This window comes from Clostridium sp. AF37-5 (genome assembly GCF_003477605.1).
In the GTDB taxonomy this organism is placed as follows: domain Bacteria; phylum Bacillota; class Clostridia; order Lachnospirales; family Lachnospiraceae; genus Eubacterium_F.
Map to the genome: position 1 here is coordinate 1 of NZ_QUDR01000041.1, position 6663 is coordinate 6663.

Genomic DNA, 6663 nt, shown 5'->3' on the forward strand with positions numbered 1-6663 from the left:
TCTTTTGCGTGTTCTCCATCCTATCGTCTCCCTCCACTGGCAGACAGGAGAAGCATCATTATGATTGGTATTATATAACACATGTAAGTATGTGCCAAGAGTTTTTAACTATTTGGCGAAATTTAATTGAAAATTCAACAACAAAGTGATAGCATTCTAAAAATTTGTACTCTACAATATAAGTAGGAGGTGTGAAGGTTGGAAATTGGTTCAATTATTATGAAAAAAAGGAAAGAACTTGGTATCACGCAGCAAGTATTGGCAAAAAAATTGCATGTGTCAAATCAGGCGGTATCAAAATGGGAAAATGGGATGACATGTCCTGAAATTAGTTTGTTACCTGCAATTGCAAAGGTATTTGGGATGAGTGTGGATTCTCTTCTTGGATATCAGTCTCCAATATTGAGCGATTATGAAAAACGATATCAGGAGAAAGGGTATTATTGGGGAATAAAGCCGAATGACTTATGCTATGAAATTTTAAAATTAAAGCCGCCAATAAAGCCGTTAAAGGTTCTTGATGTAGGGTGCGGGGAAGGAAAAGATGCTGTTTTTTTAGCACGAAATGGATACCATGTATCTGCTTTTGATTTGGCAGAGACAGGAGTTGAAAAGGGAAGGGCGTTAGCTTCACAGCATGGTGTTTATGTAGATTTTTTTACAGCAAATATTGAGGATATGCAGCTTTGCGAAGATTATGATATTGTTTTATGTAGTGGAGTGTTTCATTTTTTGAAACCGGAGAAAAGGAAAGATGTTGTAAATGAGTTGAAGCAACATACCAAGCCGGATGGAATTCATGTTATGAATGTATTTGTGGATAAACCATTTGTTGAAATTTTACCAGGGAAGGAAAAAAATCGTTTTCGATGGAAATCAGGACAAATTTTTACCTTGTATCATGATTGGTATTTCCACAAAATTGAAGAAGTTGTATTTGATTGTAACAGCGGCGGTGTGCCACACCAGCATTGTATGGATATTATGATTGCTCGAAATAAAAGTAAGGAGTCATAATTATTATTAAAAAATCTCCGCCCTGCTGGCTTAGCCAGTAAGGCGGGGGATATCCTGCCAAGAACATAATTATATGCAGTTAAATTCGTTTGTTCCACTTTTTTCATTTTGCCAGAGACTTTGAGTGTTTCGTAGCAAAGTTTCTTTTTCTTGGCAAAAGAGGCGGCTTTGGCGGAAGGGTATGTGTGAATTACTTTTACTTTTTTGTATGATTTAACATCACCCTTTAATGCTGTTAAGCGGCCGCAGACATAAAGATGTTCAACTGATGTGCTGCCAGGAAAATAAAAGGAAGTCAGGGCACTGTCGACAAACATTTTTTTGACTGTACGGGTGCCGAATGGATAAATGCCGGTGGAAGTTTCACATTCGTTTATTTCATAAAAATCAACGTTAAATAATGAGACCGATGCAAGCGGAGACACACCGCTGAACGCATAAGGACCAATTCGCATATTATTTAAATCCAGATCCTGCAAATGGTCACAGTCTGCAAACGCATACTGTTGAATGTGCAGTCTTTCTGTATGATTAAAATCAATCCGGGATAAGGAAGAGCAACCGGCAAAGGCGTAACTTCCAATTGTGGTAATTGTTTTTGGTAAAATAAGATGGCGGAGTGCTGCCTCCTTTTTTTGTATAAGTTTAATTGTTCCTTTGAGTTATACAAATATTACGAATGAGAATTAAAAAAAGTTGCAAAAATTAAAAGCTCACCATAAATCATGAATTTTGTCATAAAATATTTAAGCGCTTACTTGACCAATATCCGCTGAATATTGTATCATAAAGCAGAAAATGCAAAGAAGGGATGAAAATGATGCCACAGGAAGAGAAAAAGCACAAGAGACGGGTACATTACAGTGGAAAATATCCGAAGAAATTTGAGGAAAAATATAAGGAACACCAGCCGGAGAAGTATCAGGATATGATTGAGCATGTGATTCGCAAGGGAAATACACCGGCAGGGATGCATCTTTCGATTATGGTACAGGAAATTCTGGATTTTCTGCAGATTCAGCCGGGGCAGATTGGATTTGATGCGACGCTTGGCTATGGCGGGCACACAAAAGCAATGCTTGCCTGTTTAGAGGGCAGAGGACATATCTATGCGACAGATGTGGATCCGGAAGAATCAGTTAAGACGAAGAAACGCCTTTTGGAGCAGGGATACGGCGAAGAAATTCTCACAATAAAACTGCAGAATTTCTGTACGATTGACGAAATCGCAAAGGAGGCAGGCGGATTTGATTTTGTGCTTGCCGATTTGGGTGTTTCTTCCATGCAGATTGATAATCCGGAGCGTGGATTTTCCTTTAAAGTAGAAGGTCCTCTTGATTTGAGGTTAAACCAAAAGGAAGGAATCAGTGCCGCAGAGCGGCTTGACACGATTACCAAAGAGGAGCTTGCCGGGATGCTGTATGAAAACTCAGATGAACCTTACAGTGAGGAGTTGGCAAAGGCCATTACCGATGAAATCCGCAGAGGAAACCGGATGGACACGACGAAGAAACTGCGTGATGTCATTGAAAAGACGTTAATGTTTCTTCCGGAAAAGGAGCGCAAAGATACCGTCAAAAAAACGTGTCAGCGGGTCTTTCAGGCGCTGCGCATTGATGTAAATAATGAATTTGAAGTATTGTATGAATTTATGGAAAAATTACCGGAATGCATAAAACCCGGCGGAAGGGCAGCAATTCTTACCTTCCACTCCGGCGAAGACCGTCTAGTAAAAAAGGCGCTAAAGTCCGGCTACAAAGCTGGTATTTACAGCGATTATGCAAAAGATGTGATACGCCCTTCAGCGAAAGAATGTGCACAAAATGGGCGAGCACGTTCTACGAAGATGCGGTGGGCGATTAAGAAGTAACCGAAAAAAACGACAAAGAAAGGAAGTACTATGACATTTGCAATTCTTTTCGTATCAATTGTGATTCTGGCGTGTTTAGTAGGGAACCGAATATCGAACCGCATTGGTGTTCCGATGCTTTTGATTTTTATTGTGCTTGGTATGTTTTTCGGCTCGGATGGTGTCATTCGGATTTCGTTTGAAAACTTTGAACTGGCAGAACAAATCTGCTCCATTGCCCTGATTTTTATTATGTTTTATGGTGGTTTTGGAACAAAATGGAGCGCTGCAAAACCAATTGCTCTGCGCGCGGTTATTTTATCGACTGCCGGTGTTGTTCTTACGGCGGGGCTGACGGCATTGTTTTGTTACTATGCACTTCACATCGGACTGCTTGAGAGTCTTTTGATTGGCTCGCTGATAAGCTCGACCGATGCGGCGTCGGTGTTTTCGATTCTGCGTTCTAAACGGTTGAACTTAAAGTACCGGACTGCCTCTCTTTTAGAGGTGGAAAGTGGTAGTAATGACCCATGCTCCTATATGCTTACTACGATTATGCTTGGTTTGATTAGTGGTGGCAAAATCAGTGCGGGAGCCATTACCTATACGGTGTTTGCGCAGATTATTTATGGTGTGGCAATCGGTGCCTTGATGGCGGGAATTACGATTTTTGTTTTGAAAAAATTTCAGGTTACGACAGAAGGCTTTGATACCATTTTAGTATTTGCCTTCGTGCTTTTGGCGTATGCGGTTCCTTCCGCAGTTGGCGGCAATGGATACCTAAGTGCGTATTTGTTTGGTATTGTACTGGGAAATGCGGATTTGGACAATAAAAAGTCGCTGGTACATTTCTTTGACGGTGTGACCGGATTGATGCAGATGTTAGTCTTTTTCCTTGTTGGGCTGTTGGCATTTCCATCGTCATTGCCGGCGGTTGTCTTTCCGTCACTGATGATTGCGTTGTTTTTGACGTTTGTTGCCAGACCTGCGGTTGTGTGTTTGCTGTTAACGCCTTTCCGAAGTAAATGGCGGCAGCAGATATTAGTTTCGTGGGCGGGGCTTCGCGGGGCGGCGTCCATTGTGTTTGCGATAATGGCAAGGAGCAGCGGCACGTTGTTTGAACACGACATTTTTCACATGATATTTTTCATCGTGCTTTTTTCCATTCTTTTGCAAGGAACACTGCTTCCGTATGTGGCGAAAATGCTCCATATGATTGATGATAAAGAAGACGTATTAAAGACCTTTACCGACTACACCGAAGAAGTGCCGGTTCAATTTATCCAGTTTACGGTTGAAGAAAATCATCCGTGGGCAGGCAGTAAGATTAAAGATATTTTGCTGCCGCCGGAAACACTTCTCGTTCAGATTCAGCGGGATGAAAAAGATGTGACGCCAAACGGAGACACCGTGCTTGTGCCGGGCGACACATTGATTCTCAGTGCAAAGGCACCGAGTGATGTGGATGGTGTGCGGCTAATTGAAATTGAGTTAGACGGCAGTCACAAATGGGTAGGCAAAAGTTTATCGCGGATTCATCTCGGAAAAGGAAAGTTAGTCGTGATGATTCAGCGGGGGGAAGAATTGATTATTCCAAATGGAAACACGGTGTTTGCACCGGGTGATACAATTGTGATAAAGGAGCGATAGAAATGAAAAAAATAGCAAAGCAGATGTCAGAGTCCATCGAGTTAGGAATCGTGTTAGCGGCATCCGGTGGATTTATGGATGCCTATTCGTACATCATGCGCGACCGTGTATTTGCAAATGCACAGACGGGAAATATGCTGTTGCTTGGCGTAAGCATATCCGAGAGAAACTGGCCGGAGGTTGTGCGGTATTTGTTTCCGGTACTTGCATTTGCGGCTGGAATTATGCTGGCTGATTTGGTGCGTTTTCGGATGGATGAAAAAAAAAGGCTTCACTGGCGGCAGATTTCTGTATTGTTAGAGGCGATTGTCCTTGCCGGCGTGTGCTTTATTCCGGTTTCTCTTAATCTCTTAGCAAACAGTTTAACGTCACTTGCCTGCGGAATTCAGGTAGAGAGTTTCCGTAAGATTCACGGAAACGGAATTGCGACTACGATGTGTATCGGAAATCTTCGCAGTGGTACACAGAATTTGTGCGATTATATACATACGAAAGAGAAAAAGTGTTTGTCAAAAAGCATCCTTTATTACGGTGTGATTTTGTGCTTTATTATTGGTGCCGTACTTGGAAATGTATGCATTTCTTATATGAAGGAAAAGGCAATTTTAGTGTGTGCATTCTTTTTGCTTGCTGCTTTTATTATGATGTTTATTGACAGGGAGAAGGAAGAACATGAAAGCCGTTCGTAGAGGATTTATCAAGTCCATTCCGATTTTATGCAGTTACTTGTTTGTCGGAATGGCGTATGGAATGGGAGTGGTTGGATGAGATTTGATGAATTTATTATGGAGCGGATGGGGTATCCATGGGGAGAAAATGAACCGGATAAACAGACGAGGCGTCAGGCATTTTTAGTATTCCGCCAGCGAACCGGCCGTGTGGATTTTGCCTCTCTTCCCACGATGCACCGCTGGTTTGGTTTGGAAAAGTATCATAAGCCGAGCCGTCAGGCGGTTTTTCAAATGGCATTTGCCATGGGGCTTGACAGGGAGGAGACGAAGCAGTATTTGATGGTGGGAATCGGTGAACCGTCTTTTTATGTCAATGATTATCAGGAAATGATTTATCTTTACGGCATTGACCATAAGAAATCGATGGAGCAGTGCGAGAAAATGATTGCTTTCTATGAGGAAAATTTAGAAGACAATGTGGTGATTTCCCACACACGGAGTACGAGAGAACTGATGAATGCGTATGAGGGAACGCTTGATTTTTCCACGGAGGAATTTCTGTGGTGGATGGGCGGACGTGTTGACTGGTTCAAAGGGTACAGCCAGACGGCACTTAATTATGTGAAACAATACAGAGACAGTATTCTTTCGTGGGTAAGAGATGAGGAGAAAAAACGCTTAGATGAACTTCTCGATGAAGTGAATTTCCCTGCATGGCAGCAAAAGCACGGAAAACGCAGGGAAACTCCGCGCAAACAAATTGACCGTTTTTTACATAAAAACCGGTATGCGCGCCAGTACACGGTGGCACAGCATATGCAGGAGGTTATCTGGGAACTTGCAAAGTCGGTTTATGCGACAAAACCGTCCAATGCAAAGTTTTTGTCAGAGGTCTTTGGAGACAGTTCACGTTATGCGAAGCGTTATTCGGATTTGTTTCGTGGTCCGATTCAGAAGGAACAGTTAATTCATGCGGCACAGGCGAAAAGACAGTTAAAGCACTTGCCTGGCGGTGCACAGGTTCCGGAGTGGATTTTAAAATTTATTGCTGAAAATATCCATACAGAGGAGGCGTGCCGGGATGTAAAGACTGCGCGTGCCTGTTTAGAGACATGGAGTGCCGATAAAAAACAGCGGTGCCCGCAGATTCAGCGGGAAGACTTGCTGCCGTTAATTTATACGGTTTGTTTACAGCGTGCTCCTGCCGGTGAGGCAAAGGAAATGTTTTTGCGCCTTTCCGAGGCGACACTGACCGCATGCAATATGAGCAGACTGGATGAAAGGTTTGAATTGGATGCTGTTTTGCTCCATTATATTGAGCAGGATGAAGTGTATTGGTATGGGGATATCTGTGAGGAAATGGGACTTTAAGAAAATATGAATAATCGAAGTGGCAGTTGTTGCAAAATCAGCGGCAGCTGTCTTTTTTGTATTGGCAATAAAAATAAACCACCTGCTATGCAGGTGTGTTCCCAA

At 42.5% G+C, this 6663-nt stretch carries 5 protein-coding genes; all 5 read left to right on the forward strand.

Features of this window, described 5'->3' with window-relative positions:
* The first annotated feature begins 198 nt into the window (after positions 1 to 198).
* The 5 genes from DW019_RS14550 to DW019_RS14575 all read left to right on the forward strand — a co-directional run bounded on the left by DW019_RS14550 (position 199) and on the right by DW019_RS14575 (position 6558).
* Positions 199 to 1017 (forward strand): methyltransferase domain-containing protein, encoded by an 819-nt coding sequence (locus tag DW019_RS14550; protein WP_242989394.1) that lies wholly within the window; start codon positions 199 to 201, stop codon positions 1015 to 1017.
* 820 nt (positions 1018 to 1837) lie between these two features.
* Positions 1838 to 2887 carry a 16S rRNA (cytosine(1402)-N(4))-methyltransferase RsmH gene (gene rsmH, locus DW019_RS14560; protein WP_347461580.1) on the forward strand — a complete coding sequence of 350 codons (1050 nt, stop codon included), beginning with the start codon at positions 1838 to 1840 and terminating at the stop codon, positions 2885 to 2887.
* A 30-nt stretch (positions 2888 to 2917) separates the two neighbouring features.
* Positions 2918 to 4516 carry a potassium/proton antiporter gene (locus DW019_RS14565; RefSeq protein ID WP_117478985.1) on the forward strand — a complete coding sequence of 533 codons (1599 nt, stop codon included), beginning with the start codon at positions 2918 to 2920 and terminating at the stop codon, positions 4514 to 4516.
* Positions 4517 to 4518: 2 nt separating this feature from the next.
* Positions 4519 to 5205, forward strand: coding sequence for a YoaK family protein (locus DW019_RS14570; protein ID WP_243024169.1), 687 nt, complete (start codon positions 4519 to 4521; stop codon positions 5203 to 5205).
* A 75-nt stretch (positions 5206 to 5280) separates the two neighbouring features.
* A complete protein-coding gene (locus DW019_RS14575) occupies positions 5281 to 6558 on the forward strand; it encodes a hypothetical protein (protein WP_118444030.1) in 1278 nt (425 codons plus the stop codon).
* Positions 6559 to 6663 lie beyond the last annotated feature (105 nt).

What these genes read in the sequence shown, in the direction of transcription:
- rsmH (WP_347461580.1), top strand. Translation starts at nt 1,838, where the DNA reads ATGCCACAGGAAGAGAAAAAGCACAAGAGACGGGTACATTACAGTGGA.
- DW019_RS14565 (WP_117478985.1), top strand. Translation starts at nt 2,918, where the DNA reads ATGACATTTGCAATTCTTTTCGTATCAATTGTGATTCTGGCGTGTTTA.
- DW019_RS14570 (WP_243024169.1), top strand. Translation starts at nt 4,519, where the DNA reads ATGAAAAAAATAGCAAAGCAGATGTCAGAGTCCATCGAGTTAGGAATC.
- DW019_RS14575 (WP_118444030.1), top strand. Translation starts at nt 5,281, where the DNA reads ATGAGATTTGATGAATTTATTATGGAGCGGATGGGGTATCCATGGGGA.